The 13,016-nt window shown below is 38.0% G+C and carries 14 protein-coding genes and 1 tRNA gene; 5 read left to right on the forward strand and 10 right to left on the reverse strand.

What is annotated here, in order from left to right:
- Positions 1 to 27: 27 nt before the first annotated feature.
- The 5 genes from ACVRZ8_RS02540 to ACVRZ8_RS02560 all read right to left on the reverse strand — a co-directional run bounded on the left by ACVRZ8_RS02540 (position 28) and on the right by ACVRZ8_RS02560 (position 3,456).
- Positions 28 to 114 (reverse strand) — tRNA-Ser (locus ACVRZ8_RS02540).
- Between the two features lie 39 nt (positions 115 to 153).
- Positions 154 to 789 carry a tRNA (guanosine(46)-N7)-methyltransferase TrmB gene (gene trmB, locus ACVRZ8_RS02545; RefSeq protein ID WP_447447761.1) on the reverse strand — a complete coding sequence of 212 codons (636 nt, stop codon included), beginning with the start codon at positions 787 to 789 and terminating at the stop codon, positions 154 to 156.
- A gap of 2 nt (positions 790 to 791) precedes the next feature.
- A complete protein-coding gene (gene ccrZ / locus ACVRZ8_RS02550) occupies positions 792 to 1,589 on the reverse strand; it encodes a cell cycle regulator CcrZ (protein WP_447447762.1) in 798 nt (265 codons plus the stop codon).
- A 101-nt stretch (positions 1,590 to 1,690) separates the two neighbouring features.
- Complete coding sequence (locus ACVRZ8_RS02555; protein WP_447447807.1) at positions 1,691 to 2,725, reverse strand: ABC transporter permease; 1,035 nt, start codon at positions 2,723 to 2,725, stop codon at positions 1,691 to 1,693.
- Positions 2,725 to 3,456 (reverse strand): ABC transporter ATP-binding protein, encoded by a 732-nt coding sequence (locus tag ACVRZ8_RS02560; protein ID WP_447447763.1) that lies wholly within the window; start codon positions 3,454 to 3,456, stop codon positions 2,725 to 2,727. Before ACVRZ8_RS02560 ends, ACVRZ8_RS02555 begins: the two co-directional genes overlap by 1 nt.
- 64 nt (positions 3,457 to 3,520) lie before the next feature.
- On the opposite strand from ACVRZ8_RS02560, the gene ACVRZ8_RS02565 reads away from it, so the two are divergent.
- Together ACVRZ8_RS02565 and ACVRZ8_RS02570 are read left to right on the forward strand one after the other, a co-directional pair.
- The gene (locus ACVRZ8_RS02565) at positions 3,521 to 3,940 is read left to right on the forward strand and encodes an HIT family protein (RefSeq protein ID WP_447447764.1); all 420 of its coding nucleotides are present in this window, start codon (positions 3,521 to 3,523) and stop codon (positions 3,938 to 3,940) included.
- On the forward strand, positions 3,937 to 4,233 hold the full coding sequence (locus ACVRZ8_RS02570) for a hypothetical protein (protein ID WP_447447765.1): 297 nt from the start codon (positions 3,937 to 3,939) through the stop codon (positions 4,231 to 4,233). The genes ACVRZ8_RS02565 and ACVRZ8_RS02570 overlap by 4 nt, the downstream gene beginning before the upstream one ends.
- Before the next feature lie 265 nt (positions 4,234 to 4,498).
- On the opposite strand, the gene ACVRZ8_RS02575 is transcribed toward ACVRZ8_RS02570, so the two are convergent.
- The 4 genes from ACVRZ8_RS02575 to ACVRZ8_RS02590 all read right to left on the reverse strand — a co-directional run bounded on the left by ACVRZ8_RS02575 (position 4,499) and on the right by ACVRZ8_RS02590 (position 6,254).
- Entirely contained in the window at positions 4,499 to 4,822 is a 324-nt protein-coding gene (locus tag ACVRZ8_RS02575; RefSeq protein ID WP_447447766.1) for a ribonuclease, read from the reverse strand.
- A 1-nt stretch (position 4,823) separates the two neighbouring features.
- Positions 4,824 to 5,336, reverse strand: coding sequence for a hypothetical protein (locus tag ACVRZ8_RS02580; RefSeq protein ID WP_447447767.1), 513 nt, complete (start codon positions 5,334 to 5,336; stop codon positions 4,824 to 4,826).
- 69 nt (positions 5,337 to 5,405) lie between these two features.
- Positions 5,406 to 5,753 carry a hypothetical protein gene (locus ACVRZ8_RS02585; protein WP_447447768.1) on the reverse strand — a complete coding sequence of 116 codons (348 nt, stop codon included), beginning with the start codon at positions 5,751 to 5,753 and terminating at the stop codon, positions 5,406 to 5,408.
- 27 nt (positions 5,754 to 5,780) lie between these two features.
- The gene (locus ACVRZ8_RS02590; RefSeq protein WP_447447769.1) at positions 5,781 to 6,254 is read right to left on the reverse strand and encodes a hypothetical protein; all 474 of its coding nucleotides are present in this window, start codon (positions 6,252 to 6,254) and stop codon (positions 5,781 to 5,783) included.
- Between the two features lie 347 nt (positions 6,255 to 6,601).
- Between ACVRZ8_RS02590 and ACVRZ8_RS02595 the strand changes: the two genes are divergently transcribed.
- Positions 6,602 to 8,419, forward strand: coding sequence for a carbohydrate-binding domain-containing protein (locus ACVRZ8_RS02595; RefSeq protein WP_447447770.1), 1,818 nt, complete (start codon positions 6,602 to 6,604; stop codon positions 8,417 to 8,419).
- A 90-nt stretch (positions 8,420 to 8,509) separates the two neighbouring features.
- Here the strand turns inward: ACVRZ8_RS02595 and ACVRZ8_RS02600 are convergent, their stop codons facing one another.
- Positions 8,510 to 10,609, reverse strand: a complete 2,100-nt coding sequence (locus ACVRZ8_RS02600) for an AAA family ATPase (RefSeq protein ID WP_447447771.1) — start codon at positions 10,607 to 10,609, stop codon at positions 8,510 to 8,512.
- Positions 10,610 to 11,100: 491 nt separating this feature from the next.
- Here ACVRZ8_RS02600 and ACVRZ8_RS02605 point away from each other — a divergent pair, with 491 nt between their 5' ends.
- Positions 11,101 to 11,532 carry a MarR family winged helix-turn-helix transcriptional regulator gene (locus ACVRZ8_RS02605; RefSeq protein ID WP_447447772.1) on the forward strand — a complete coding sequence of 144 codons (432 nt, stop codon included), beginning with the start codon at positions 11,101 to 11,103 and terminating at the stop codon, positions 11,530 to 11,532.
- Positions 11,529 to 12,920, forward strand: a complete 1,392-nt coding sequence (locus ACVRZ8_RS02610; protein WP_447447773.1) for a DHA2 family efflux MFS transporter permease subunit — start codon at positions 11,529 to 11,531, stop codon at positions 12,918 to 12,920. The genes ACVRZ8_RS02605 and ACVRZ8_RS02610 overlap by 4 nt, the downstream gene beginning before the upstream one ends.
- Positions 12,921 to 13,016 lie beyond the last annotated feature (96 nt).

The following is a 13,016-nucleotide window of genomic DNA, read 5'->3' on the forward strand; positions in this document are numbered from 1 at the left end:
TCTGAGTTTTTTAATTTGAAAAAAGTAAGGAGAGGAGGGGATTCGAACCCCCGAGCCCCGTTAAGGACTACACGCTTTCCAAGCGTGCGCACTCGGCCACTATGCGACCTCTCCATGATAAGAGCCAAAGGCTCAAAAATTTTAAATAAATGATTAAAACTGTGCTTCCATACGATAGATTGCCTGACCTTTACTGGAGAATTTTTGTTCATACTCCGTCATAACATTGCCTTCATAGTCACTGGCATGCAGATCAAGCCAAACTTGTTTCAGAATCATGCCATATTGTGAGACGCTGGCCAAACTATATTCAAACAAGCCTTGGTTATCCGTTTTGAAATGAATTTCACCGCCTTCAGGCAAGATCTGCTTGTAAGTATCCAAGAAAGTTTTATAGGTCAGCCGCCGCTTTTCATGTTTTTTCTTAGGCCAAGGATCTGAGAAATTAAGATAGATAAGATCAATTTCACCATCAGCGAAATAATTGGTCAAAGCAGAACCATCTACACGAAGCAATTTGACGTTTTTCACGGCTGAGTCAAGAACTTTATCTAAAGCATAACTAAGCACAGATAACTGAATATCAATTCCAATATAATTAATATCAGGATTTTTGACAGCCATACCAGTGATAAAAGCTCCCTTGCCAGAACCGACTTCTATATGGATGGGATTGTCATTGTCAAATATCTCATGCCATCTTCCTTTAGCTGTTTCTGGATTAAGAATGACATATTGAGGATGGTTAGCTAGGTGTTCCTCAGCACCTTTACGTTTTCTAACTCGCATGCTTACTTTCTATGTCGTTTGAAATCATCTCGAAATTTGCGAAGCGCATAGATTTCTTGATTAACATGTTCAATATCACGATTATCAAAGAACTTTGAAATCTGTGACAAATACGAAAACTGACCATACCAGAAAATCTTATCTAAAACCAAGTCATTATTTTTATAGCCATAATAAGACAGCCATTCAGGCCAATGAGCCTCTGGAATATAATGACTCAAAAGATGAGCAACATCATACATCCGATCTGTCAGCCGAACAGAATCCCAATCCACCAAATAAATCAAACCTGATGTCGTGATGACAAAATTGCTGTGGCGAACATCTCCATGTACAATCGTTGCAATCTCAGAACGAAACTCTGGCAAGTGACGTTTCAAATAGTCAATTACTTCTTGTAAGAAAGTATTATCCTGAAGCTGAAGCGAAGCATTTTCCTGCCAATCGCGCAAAAGATCAAAAGGATTCTCAATATGATAGCCCAGCTGCAACAGCTGATTGACCAGCTGCTTGGATTTGTGAAGATTGCCTAAAATCTGAATAATCTGTTTGCTGTTCATATCTTGACGGGTCAAAATACGACCATCCAGCCACTCCTGAGCACTCATCATATCGCCATTAACCAAACGCTTAGCCCATAGAAGCTGGGGAGCAATTTGTTCCTTGGCAAGAGCTGCCAAGATTGGCGTTGTATTCATCTTGACGAAGACCCGATCCCCGTTAGGGTAGGTCCCCATGTAGGCCTTACCGCTCTTACCTTTGAGAGGGACTAAGGTCAAATCTTTATCTGTAGACGTCACCTGGCATCTCCTTTTCAAGATAGTAAGGTCGAAACAGTCTAACCTTCCAACCTCATTCATTGATTTAGTCGTTTCTTTATATTTTACCTATTTTATGCAGCTTAGTCAATCATCTTCTTTAGTTTATAAGGAATATAAAGAACAAAAAGCGCACTCATAGCCAAAATAAGGCTGCCGCTAATTTGCCATTGGAAAAACAGCAGAGCTTCTATAACCGTTAAAATCAACATAAGCACTGTTAAAAACTGCCTGAAATTCGTCACTTTCTGCACTTGAGACGGCGGTAAAAACTGACTCATTCTATGATAATCAAAATGATTAAAGAGAGCAAGCAACTGAAAAAGCAAGAGATAATTGAAAACTAAAACCAAGGCAAAAGCTAACCAGCCCTCATCAATTAATAGAATTGATAAAACTGCCAAAATAAATAAACGCAGAGTCAAGGCAAAATAGTCACCTGAACGTAAGAAGGCTCTCACATAAAGATTAAGCCATGCTTTATCTTGCCTTTTAGCTGCCAGAAAAAGTAAACCATCCAAATACTTGCGGCGTTTAACACTGCTTGAAATCCCTTTAACGGTAGTAAAAAGAGAGAAAAATTTGAGAATAGCCTGCTGGCGCTTTTGCTCTGCCGTAATAACTGTCTCCCAGTTCAGGTGAGAATTGTTAAAGAAGGGCTGTACTCTAGCTTGAAAAATAATATATTTTGCCACAGCCAAAAAGAGCAAAATCAGAACAAAGCCCCATAATGGCAGGCTTAAGGCCAAGAAAAGCGGAGCCACTAAAACAAGCAATAGACTTTGAACAGCTGTCCAAAAAAGATAGGCCCTACGCACAGCTGATTTGATATGTGCTGTTACTTCTGTTTCTCTAACCAGAAGGTAGTATTTATCCGCTGCATCCACATAAGTGGCAACATTTCCCCAAAAAGGCAGAACAAGGCACAGCAGAAACAAAGCTAAAGCAATAGGCCAAGGCTGCTTAGGAAAATGCCGTAACAACTGGCTGTACTGCACCAGAAGAAAGCCCAAAAGAAACATGAGAACAAGAACAAAATGGTCATTAAAAACATAGCGGCTGTACTTAAGACAACGATTACGAAAGGTGCTTCGGCGTGTTTTAAAAAGCTCTGCAATCATAGACTACCCTCTTTGGTTAAGGCCATATAGATGTCGTTGAGATTGGCTTTAGAATCACCAAACTGCTTTCGTAAATCATCTAAAGTCCCCACAGCTAAGACTTCACCTTGATGAAGAATGACAAAACGATCACACATTTTTTCAGCTGAGTCCAAAACATGTGTAGACATGAGAATAGCTTTGCCAGCCTCTTTTTCCTTGGCTAAAAGGTTGGTCAAATCCGAAATAGCCAGCGGATCCAACCCTAAAAATGGCTCATCAATAATAAAAAGACTGGGATTGACTATGAAAGCACAGATAATCATAACCTTTTGTTTCATCCCCTTTGAAAATTGAGTTGGAAACCATTCTAGCTTATCCTCCAGACGAAACAATTTCAAGTATTGATTCGCACGCTCAAGACCTTCTTTCACATCAAAGCCGTAGGCCATGAGTACTGTCTCCAAATGCTCACGCAGAGTCAATTCTTCATAAAGACTGGGCGTTTCTGGAATATAGCCAATCTTTTGGCGATAGGCAAAATTATCATCCGCCAAACTTAACCCATCAATACTGATTTCTCCTTGATAAGGTGTCAAAAGGCCTATAATTTCATTGATAGTGGTGGACTTCCCAGCGCCATTTAAACCAATGAGACCAACCAACTCGCCATCACCCACTTCAAAAGAAATTTGCTTGAGAACAGGAATGTTAGCATAACCTCCCGTTAATTGATTAATTTTTAACATAAACTTACTCACAATTTTTTGATATAATCATTATAACAAAATCAATAGAATTCAGGTGATTCAAATGACAGATTGTCTATTTTGCAAGATTATTGCTGGGGAAATTCCCTCTTCTAAAGTCTACGAAGATGAACAGGTGTTAGCTTTCTTGGATATCTCTCAGGCTACCAAAGGCCATACTTTGATCATTCCTAAAGAGCATGTCCGTAATGTATTAGACATGTCAACTCAGACTGCTGAGCTGCTGTTTAGCCGTGTGCCCAAAATTGCTCGTGCAGTTCAAAAAGCAACTCAGGCAGTTGGTATGAATATTCTTAACAATAACGAAGAAATCGCTGGACAAACTGTCTTTCATGCCCACGTTCATCTCATTCCGCGCTACGGAAAAAGTGATGGTATCACTCTTGGTTTTGAAGAACACGAACCAGACTTTGACCGACTAGCTCAGCTAGCTCAGACAATTGCTAACGAGGTATCTGTATGAAAATTGGACGTTATCTATTCTTAGGCGCAGCTGGTTTTGCTGCCTATCAAGCCTACAAACACCGCGAGGAAATTAAAGCAGGTTTTTACGATATCAAAGAAAGCAGCTCTGCTATTAACCAAGATATTGATAAAATCAAAGATAGCCTAGCAACTATAACGGAGCAAAGAGCTGTGCTGGCTAAAATCAGTCAGGAGCTAACTTACAAAATACGTGTTTTCCAAAATGAAACACAAGCTCGCCTAGACGAAATTCAGAAACGATTGAAGAAGTATCAAACAGAAGAAGAGTAATAAAAGCCTTGATTCATATACGAATCAAGGCTTTTATTACTTATTTTTTAAAGAATTTATGATTGACCTAGTTACACTCTTACTCAATCCTTGATTTTTAGGATGAGTTCGTAAATAGGAATGAACTTGTGTTCCAGTGTCTGAACGAATATAACCGTTTGTATTAATAATTTTGTCAGATAGAATTTTACCTAATAATCTCATATATTACCTCCTAGACAAACTATGTTAACCCAATAAGCGTTAGACCATATATCTACTGTACTCACTTCTGAGACTCTTTCCATTTCAAAAATTCTTGATATTCTTGATTATCCAAATCGCTAGAAACATCATTAAGTGTTGGAGAAATAAACTCTACTGCACTATCAATATATTTATTCTTTGTTTTTCTATTTGTTTTATTCCACCTTCTGCCCTGCCTTGTAGCCGCAGTTGCATTGATTTTATTATTGATAACGTTTCCTGCAATAGCTCCCAAACCAAGCCACTTAGCAATATTTGCTAAATCACCAATAATACTTACTGCCGCAAGAGTTCCTATCATCATTATAAAGAAAATAAATAATACAATAAATTCCCAACTCATACTATATTCCTCCTAAATTATTAAATATTTTATCAACAGTTTGATGTAAAGTATCACGATAAGCTATAAGATAATCAGCAAACTTTTTATTAATATCATCTGACAATGGAATATCTGTCATACCACCATATTCTCTTTCAGCAAGTTCAAATTCATAATCAATTGAAGACTTTGAATTTTCAAACTCTTCTTTCGTTTCATTATCAATGACCCCATACTCTGATAACTTATCTTCATAGTAATTTTGATAATCTTCCATGATATATTGATACATTTTTATATAATCACCATAAGTCTTAATAGAACGAATCGTTTCATCTGATGTATCTGTTTGTTTAAATTCAGTTTTATTACCTGTAGTCTTGTTAATTATTGTTGAAATTATAGTAGGTGTACTGTATCCCATATCAGACGCTAAACCGTACGCAAAAAATATTACTGCACCAATACCTATTATAAATATTGCAATAAACACTCCTAGACAACCTAAACAACCTTTTCCTATTTTTCCCATAATGTTTTTATTCCTTTACTAAAGACACCATCAATAGTATCCCAAAAACAATGTTTTTTCTTGACAAAATTAACTAGGGAATTTTTTAAGACTGGCTAAATACAAGGAACCTCCAGTGATTCCTATAATTCCTCCAACCCATCCTAAAAACGGAATAAGTGAAACAGCTCCTCCAACAATAAGTAGGACACTAGGAGCTGTCCCAACTGGACTATCCCCTCTATAATAAACAGCACCAACTATTCCCAGAACTAATAAAGCAATTTTCACAACATAAACAAATATAGTTATCAATCTTGTCGCATTCTCCGATCCTGTGGATGCTGCTCCTAGGATAAACCATATTGCAAACAGAAGAAAGATTCCTCCTGTGAGACCTACAATTCCATTTGTAATAGCTAAAGATTTAGTTTTCATATTTTCTCCTTTTTTCTTATAAATTAATTACTGAATAGATGATGCAATATTATCGGTTACTTCTTTCAAGCTATCGCGATAATTTTTTAAATACTGAACTAAACTGTCTTTCCCGACAATCTTACTATCACCCATAGCATCGTATTCCTTACGCTGCTCTTCTAAAGAATTTTTACTTTCTTGCTTTAGATTTTCAATGGTAGTTCCTCCATCATCAAGAACAGTGCCTGCAATAGCATTTTGATAGTTGGTTAAATATTCATCAATAATCTTAGAATACATTACTAAATAATCATTATAAGTTACGATTTCTTCAATGGTTTCATCTGAAGTATCTTGAGGAGCAAATGTACTAGAACTAGATGTTTCTGATGCCGAAGCATTAGATGTACTGTCTGTAATACTAGTAGCAGTATCTACTATGTTTTTTGTAATTGAGCATCCTGATAAGACAAGTACTGAAAATAATAATATTGAAACTATATGAGCATTTCTTTTCATATTTTCTCCTTTAATCAAATTAAGTTTTCTGTAAAAATTATATATATATATATATCAGAAATGTCAAGAGTTTTTCTAAAATAAATAACTGCAGCATCCCTTTTGTTATATTTTTTTCAGAACATTAAAATTTATAAATGTCTATTTAATTTTTTAATGAGCTAAATTCGCTTTTTTATCCTAGCTTTCCATACAGACAAAAGGTGACCTTGTTAACTTCCTAATTTTTGATATAATAAAACGGTGATGCAAAAATGAAATTAACATCATTTTTTTGTCATGATTTTAATCGGAAAGTTTTGTAGTGAAACTTATGCGTATACTTTTTAGGAGGATTAGGAACCATAATGAACAAAAAGTATTTATTTAATCGCTCTATTTTCGCAAAAGCTAAAGGACACGACGTTAAACGCAAGTCATCTAAAGGATTGGTGACAGGAATCGTTTTGGCAGGATCTTTTATTTTGCTAGGAGCCGGCCAAGTCGTTTCAGCAGATCAAGTTTCTGAGTCGGAAAACAATACTGCTTCAACAGCTGTAGTCAATACCGATACGGCAGACACTCAAACTGTTGATAGTACCAATCAAACTGCACCTCAAACTTCCTCAGCAGAAGATAGCTCTGAAAATGCCAGCGAAGCATCAAGCAATGACACTGATAATCAGGCTAATAATGTGACTTCTGATGAAGAATCTAAATCTGACTCAACTCAGACTGAAAGCGTAACGACATTCGCATCTGTTAGACATCATGATGATGAAGATGAAGACGAAGATGACGAGGATGAAGAAGATGAGGATGAGGATGAGGACGATGAAGACGAGGATGAAGATAATAAAAAATCAAACATCACATTCAACGATCAAGGAGTAAACACATCGTCATCTCACGTCAACGTTGATGGTAAAAACATCACACTAACATCAGCAGGTACTTATACTCTGTCTGGTTCTGCCGATGGGTATCATATTACAGTAGCTGATGATGTAACCGGCGAAGTGAAGCTTAAACTTAAAGCAGTCAATTTAACAGAATCTAACATTACCACTTCAAAAAATTTGGCTATTAAAATCTTAGCAGATAGTTCTATTTCATCATCTTCAACTACACTTGAAACAGGCGGAGCTCTCTTTATTTCAAGTGAAAAGAGAAACACTTTGAAAGTGTCAACGACATCTGGACATGCTATCAAGGCAAACAGTCTGGAAGCTGACGAAGTTACTCTTGATTTATCTTCAACAGATAAAGATGGCATTCATGCAAAGACAAGTGTCACTATCAAAGAGTCAAATGTTACTATCTCTGCTACTGATGATGGTATTCAGGCACAAGACGATACAGATGTTAACGCAGGTGACATCACTATCAAGGATTCAAACATAACTATTACCTCTACAAGTAAGGGAATCACAGCTAATGATGAAGTCACTGTAAAAGGTTCAACTTCAATAACCATTACTTCTGGTTCTGAAGGAATTGAGGGCCGCTATGTGAATCTGAAAAAGGGTGATATCACAATTAATGCCAACGATGATATGATCAATGCAACTGAATGGACAACAAAAGATGATGCTGATCTATCACACTTGACTAACAGCACCAATGATATTAAAAACAAGGTAGCCATCGTTATTTCTGGTGCTAATGTTAGTGGGACAGGCTATGATGATGGTCTAGACTCCAACGGCGATTTAACCATTACTGGCGGCAGTCTTAAAATTCAATCTGTTACGGATTATAGCTCAGCTATTGATTATGATGGCACTGGCTTAGCCTCTGGCGGAACTGTTTGGGGAATTGGGCACATGGGATTTGCGCAAGGCTTCTCAACAGGTACTAAACAGGCTTATATTATCGGAATTGCCTCAGGTTTAGCTGGTGATACTATTACCATTACTGATGAAAAGGGACGTGTGGTTGCCGAAACCAAAGCAGATGTTGCTTTTGACAGTGTTGTTTTTTCAAGCAAAAAAATTAAAGCAGGTAAGACCTATACGATTACAACATCTGACGGCCGTACAGCAACTGTAACAGCTACAAAAGAAACAACACCTCATCCAAAAACTCGCCGTCACATCCCTAAAGAAACTGTTCCACTTCTGCCAAACGGACACCATCCAGCCTTTCCTGGCAACGGAACTCCTCCAACTGACAGCAACAGCTAAAAAATAGAAAAACAAAATGGATGATTCTTCCATTTATAAAAAGAAAATAAAAAGGCAGCCACTCCATCGGGGAGCGATTGCCTTTTTATATTAGTCGGCTGCCGTGATAAAGACTTTGTCATTTTTCATGTCAGCTTTAAGATGTTTAACATCAGTATGATCAAGGTAGAAATCAGTTACCTTGTCACGAATTTGACTTTCAATAACACGACGAAGAGGCCGAACACCCATTGTTTCATCATAGCCTGCTTCAATCAAATGTTCAATAACATTATCTGATACAGCAAGATCAATACCCTTTTTAGCCAGAGTATCATTAACTTGTTCTAACATGAGAAGAACAATGGCATGAAGGTCTTCTTTAGTCAGACTGTGGAATTCGATAACGCCATTGAAGCGATTGAGAAATTCTGGACGGAAATAAGGAGCAATACGATCCATGATATCTTGTTTATCATTAGTTTCAGAAGAACTGTAGCCAAAGCCTGCATTAGATGTTGCAATAATCACCGTATTTTTGAAATTAACAGTGTTACCTTGACCGTCAGTTAAGCGACCATCATCCAAGACCTGCAGAAGAAGTGTGATAACTTGCGAGTCTGCTTTTTCAATTTCATCTAAGAGAATAATAGAGTATGGATTACGGCGTACGCGCTCCGTCAAAGTATTTGAATTGTCATCATAACCAACATAGCCAGCGGTTGTACCGATTAATTTGGAAACGGCTGTGCGATCGCTATATTCCGACATATCTAAACGAATAATAGCATCTTTAGTTCCAAACATATCCAGCGCTAGCTGTTTAGCCAATTCTGTCTTACCAACCCCAGTTGGACCGACGAAGAGAAAAGAGCCGATTGGACGGTTCCCTTCATCAAAACCTGCACGATTGCGGCGAATAGCACGCGCCACCGCTTCAACCGCTTGGTTTTGACCGATAACTTTACCTTCCAAACGAGTTGCCATGCCTTTTAACCGTTCAATGTCTGAAGCACCCATTTGTGCTACTGGAATACCAGTCAAGCGCTCCACAGATTCTGCAATGTCATTGATAGTTGCTGTAACTTTTTTGTCTTCCGTGTTGTTCTCTAGCTGTTTTTCCAATTCATCAATACGCGTCTTAGCATTAAGAGCTTCTTCATAGTCTTCACGCGCCACTGCTGCTTCTTGTCTATCCTTTTGTGTAGCAATCTCTGCTTCAATAGACTTAACATCAGTCACAGGATGCTGTGCAGCCAAATGAGCGGAAGTCATATCCAGCAAATCAATAGCCTTATCAGGCAAGCTGCGCTGCGGAATATATTGAACAGAATAATCTACAGCTGCTTTCAAAACTTCATCAGGTAACACCACATTATGATGCTGTTCATAAAGAGAACGAATGCCTTTAAGGATAGCCAGTGTATCTTCTGCTGATGGAGCATTAACTTTAACTTCGTTGAAACGGCGAGCCAGCGCAGCATTTTTCAAAATGGTATTGCGGTATTCATCTTGAGTTGATGCTCCAATCAAGGTCAGCTCTCCGCGAGAGAGAGCAGGCTTAATAATATCAGCCAACCCCTTAGAACCAGAGTCTCCACCCGTTGAACCTGCACCTAAAATCTGATGAATTTCATCAAAGAAGAGAATAATATTCCCTGCTGATTTGATCTCATCTAAAAGCTTTTGAATGTTTTCTTCAAAGGCTCCGCGGTACTGCGTTCCTGCCTCAAGTCCAGAAATATCAATGCTGATAAGCTCTTTGTTTTTAATGCTGGCAGGAACATCACCTGCTACAATCGCTTGTGCTAAGCCCTCAACAACAGCAGTCTTACCAACCCCAGCATCTCCGACAAGAACAGGATTGTTCTTGGTTCGGCGTGCCAAAATTTCTGCTGTCTCTTGAATTTCCTTATTACGCCCAATAACAGGATCAAGTTTGCCTTGACGTGCTTCCTCAGTCAGATTGGTTCCCAGCTTAGCCAGAATACCGTCTTCTTTGACCTTTCCTCTTTGGTTTTGAGAAACAGGCTGTGCTCCTTCACCCTTAGGAAGCTGGCCTGTCTGACGGTAAACAGCAAACTCTTCAGGAGTGACCTCACGGCCATTAATCATATAGCGGCGGTTCTCAGAACGGTAACCACCCATATTTCCCATTAATTGATTGAAAATATCGTCCATATTGTTGAAATCATTAAAATTGTTGTTCATAATTATACCTCGTTTTTTCTGTATTCAATGGCTGACGCTGAAAAATCATTTAAATATTTCCCAGTCAGCAACAAGTAAAAAATTAGCAGGAATAGGTCTTTAAAACAAACTGACCTTTACTGACTAATGGTCTAAAATTTTTATCGGCAGCTCTTGCCGATAAATAATATCCGGTTCAGTTAAGTTAGTTTCTTGACTAAAACTGACCTTTCTTTCAAAAATATAAGGACTAGTCATATAGTCACCTGCTTTCTGATAGAATAAACTATCTCATTTATCCTAACAACCTCAGAGTCTATGGCAGACGATGAAGTCATCAGCCAAGGCTTTTTATTAACCTTGTAAGTTCATTATACACCATTGGTCAGTAAAGGTCAATATTTTATTTGACTATTTTTGACCTTTTTTAAAAATAGTTCTTGACATCTTATCATAATAGATTTAAACTAAATAACGTTAGCTTACTAGCAAATTAAACAATTGGAGCAAGAATGAAAAATACAGGCAGGCTTTTAAAAAAAGCAACGAATCATATGCTGTGGCAATTCGACCAATTTGCCAAACAATATCATCTGACAGGCACTCAAATGTCCATCATTGATTTTATTGGCAGTCAAACCTTACCTATTTATTTTCAGCGTGATATTGAAAAAGAATTCAATATTCAACGTTCAACAACGACAGTTCTCTTGCAGGGAATGGAAAAAAAGGGCTTGATTTTCCGCCGTATCTCACCTAATGATGCCAGACAAAAATCGGTTCATTTAACAACTAAAGGGTTGGAATTAGTTGCCGTCTGCCGATCTTACTTTCAGGATAACGAAGCATCTCTTCAGAAGCATTTTTCAAAACAAGACCTCCAAACTTTTGAAGCTATCCTAAATTTTTATCTCAATAACGAATCAAAGGAGCACCAACAATGACCAGTCAAAAAATTTCCAAAAATATTCTTGGAGCTATCTTAGCCTCGGGACTTTTATCCTTTGCAGGTGTCGTAGTAGAGACTGCTATGAATATTACTTTTCCAACATTGATGAAGGAATTTAGCATCACAACAGCAACTGTTCAATGGATGACAACAATCTATCTTTTAGTTGTGGCATCTGTCGTTCCTTTGTCAGCCTATCTTAAGCGTTCTTTCAAAATGAAGTCGCTTTTTGTCAGCGCAAATCTTCTCTTTCTTTTAGGTCTTATTATTGATATTATTGCACCAAGTTTTGGTATCTTATTGTTCGGACGTGTGATTCAAGGATTGGGTGTAGGTATAGCTCTGCCGCTTATGTTTAATATTATCTTGGAACAGGTTCCTATCCAAAAAATCGGTACTATGATGGGAATTGGAACCCTAATCACAGCTATCGCTCCCGCTATCGGGCCTACTTTTGGCGGACTAGTTGCCAATCATTTGGGCTGGCGTTATATTTTTGTTCTTTTGGTTCCGATTTTACTTCTATCGCTCTTTTTAGGTATTAAGACTATCCAGCAAAAAAGCCTTATTAAACGTGAAAAACTTGATATTATTAGTGTCTTCGCTGTTCTCCTCTTATTTATTGGCTTAATTTTAGGAATAAACAACATTTCCGAGCATGCCTTTTTCAGCTTAAATGTTATAGGCTGGCTGATAGTAGGCCTATTAGGCTTACTTATACTGGTTGTGCGTTCCGCTAAAGCTGAGCAGCCAATCATCAATCTTTCTATTTTAAAACATGCTAATTTTACCGGCCATGTCATTCCGTTTTTTATCCTTCAGTTAATTTCTCTGGGACTGTCCTTTCTTTTGCCAAATTACATTCAGCTTGTTAACCATTCAACAGCAACTCTTGCAGGTATTCTCGTTTTCCCAGGCGCTTTGCTTGGTGCTTTATTTGCTCCATTTGGCGGAACTCTTTTAGATATGTTTGGTGCCAGAAAACCTATTATTATTGGAGCTGGCTTAATTATCTTAGCGACTGCCCTTTATTGGTTCTTCGGACTGCAGCTTACCAATACCTTGCTTTGTCTTTTCTATCTTATTTATATGCTGGGAATGGGGACTTCTTTTGGCAATATCATGACAAATGGCCAAAAACAGTTGGACCGAAATCACCGTGCTGACGCCAATGCCATCTTTAATACCTTGCAGCAATTTGCCGGTGCGGTCGGAACAACAATTGCTTCCCTTATAGTCGCCCTGAGTCAAGCTAGTTATAAAGGCAGCTACTCAACCGCTACCGCCATAGGATCACGCAATGCCTTTTTACTTCTGCTGATTCTAGCTATTGTTCAATTTTGTATCTTATTAAAGACCGTCAAAGATAAAACAGAACATTAAATCATTAAAACTCACAAAAAGGGAGCAGGAAAAACTCAACAAATAACAAAAGAGTTCGTCTTCCCACCCCCTGTGCTAGGATGTTAAAACGAACTC

The organism is Streptococcus dentiloxodontae, assembly GCF_053206925.1.